The organism is Polaromonas sp. (genome assembly GCF_016185115.1).
Lineage (GTDB): Bacteria > Pseudomonadota > Gammaproteobacteria > Burkholderiales > Burkholderiaceae_C > Polaromonas.
The window spans coordinates 1-1,575 of record NZ_JACPOF010000019.1; the positions used below are offsets into that span (position 1 = coordinate 1).

The window sequence follows — 1,575 nt, forward strand, 5'->3', positions numbered from 1 at the left end:
GACGGCGGCAGCAGAAACCCGGTCTCCCGGTCAACCTGACGGAAATTGCTCATCACTCGCCACCAAACTCGTCCGACAATCAACTCAGGCCACAGAATCTCATCCCTGACCTCGAATCAAGTCCGACAGGCTGCTAGACGATCCGCTATCTCGGCGGCGGGCGCGGACGCCGCTACGCTCTACGAGGGGCTTCGCGTCGTGCGCGCCCCGACTTCATCGACATCGCCTGTTCGAGGGATGTCGCCCCCTTCTGGCCTAACTCCTTTGCTGCTGCTTCGTGCGCGCGTAATGCGCCAGAGCCGCGTGGTAGCGCTCGCGCGTGTAAGCCGCCAGCGCCGCCTTGGTCGGAAATTCGCGGGTGATGGGCTTGCCGCTGTCCGGGTGGCCGGGCAGGACCTCCGCATATTGCTTTGCGAGATCGACGACAAACTTCATCGGCGGCTGGTCCTCGGTGCTGAGCTTGGGCCATGTCCACGTTCCTTGACACGTTCCTTGAGACGTTCCGCCGCTCGTATAGCTCCCGCTGCCGTTTGAGCCATCGAGCGAGAAGGTGTCAGACCCGGTCTGCGTAATGGTCCATGTGCCGTTGGCCGCTGTATTTCCCTTTACGCCGGACACGAACACCTGACTCCCCGTCGCGGGGCTGCTCGCATTTGTTGTGATCACGATAGGCGAGGTGTTCGTGGCATTGCTCACTTGCCCCTGTGTAAAAACGCCGGAGCTGATGCCGTTCGAGGGCTCGCCGTCCGAGGGGTCGTAGAGCTCGAAGGTATTCAGCCCGGTGACCTTGATGATCCACTGACCGTTGGCCGAGGTGTTCCCCTGTACGCCGGAAATGACCACTTGGGCGCCCGAAGGCGGGATGTTGCTCGAGTCGCTGGTGATGGTGATGGGCGAGTCTTTCGTGGCGCCGCTGACATGGCCCAAGGGCCAATCGAAGCTGGAGCCATATCCTTCGATCCACGTCGGACAGTCGGTACGCGGCGACGCGCGGTTGATCGCAGAGGCGAAGCTCGGGGCGTTGAGGTCACGCTGGTTGAGGCTGATCGTTTGTGTCGGCGAGACCAGGTCCTGGACGAACCTGAGGATGGACGTGTTCTGATACTGGGTCGAATCGATCCCAGGATCGATCCAGGGAGAGATCAGGATGGCCGGGATGCGGGGGCCGAGCAGGGAGAAGTCGAAAAGCACCTGGGAACCCGAGCCATTCGGCTGATAGACGCCATCACCGGGCGGGACCGCGGAAGGCGGCAGCACGTGGTCGTAGATGCCACCATTTTCGTCGAACGTGACGATGAACAGGGTGCTGTCCCAATATTGGCTGTTGCGCAGGCAGTTGTATATGTCCGCGACGAAGTTCTCGCCCCATCGGACATCGGCGGCAGGGTGCATGCTGTTGCCGTTGACGGCGGCCTCGGCCCCGTAGCCTCCGAAGCTAGTGTATCGATCTTAACAAAGGATTCCCAAGGTTCGAACGCTGTGCGAGTCTTGGAAGATGAAGAGAACACGAGCGTGCATCTGGCTGTGTCCTGAGGATCGGGCGACGCTGGAAGGTTGGGTTCGCGAGCGGAACAC

1 protein-coding gene is annotated in these 1,575 nt (G+C 61.3%); it reads right to left on the minus strand.

Going from position 1 to position 1,575, the window contains the following annotated elements; genetic code table 11:
- Positions 1–255: 255 nt before the first annotated feature.
- The gene (locus tag HYX42_RS12985; RefSeq protein ID WP_293403640.1) at positions 256–1,392 is read right to left on the minus strand and encodes an alkaline phosphatase family protein; all 1,137 of its coding nucleotides are present in this window, start codon (positions 1,390–1,392) and stop codon (positions 256–258) included.
- Positions 1,393–1,575: the final 183 nt, after the last annotated feature.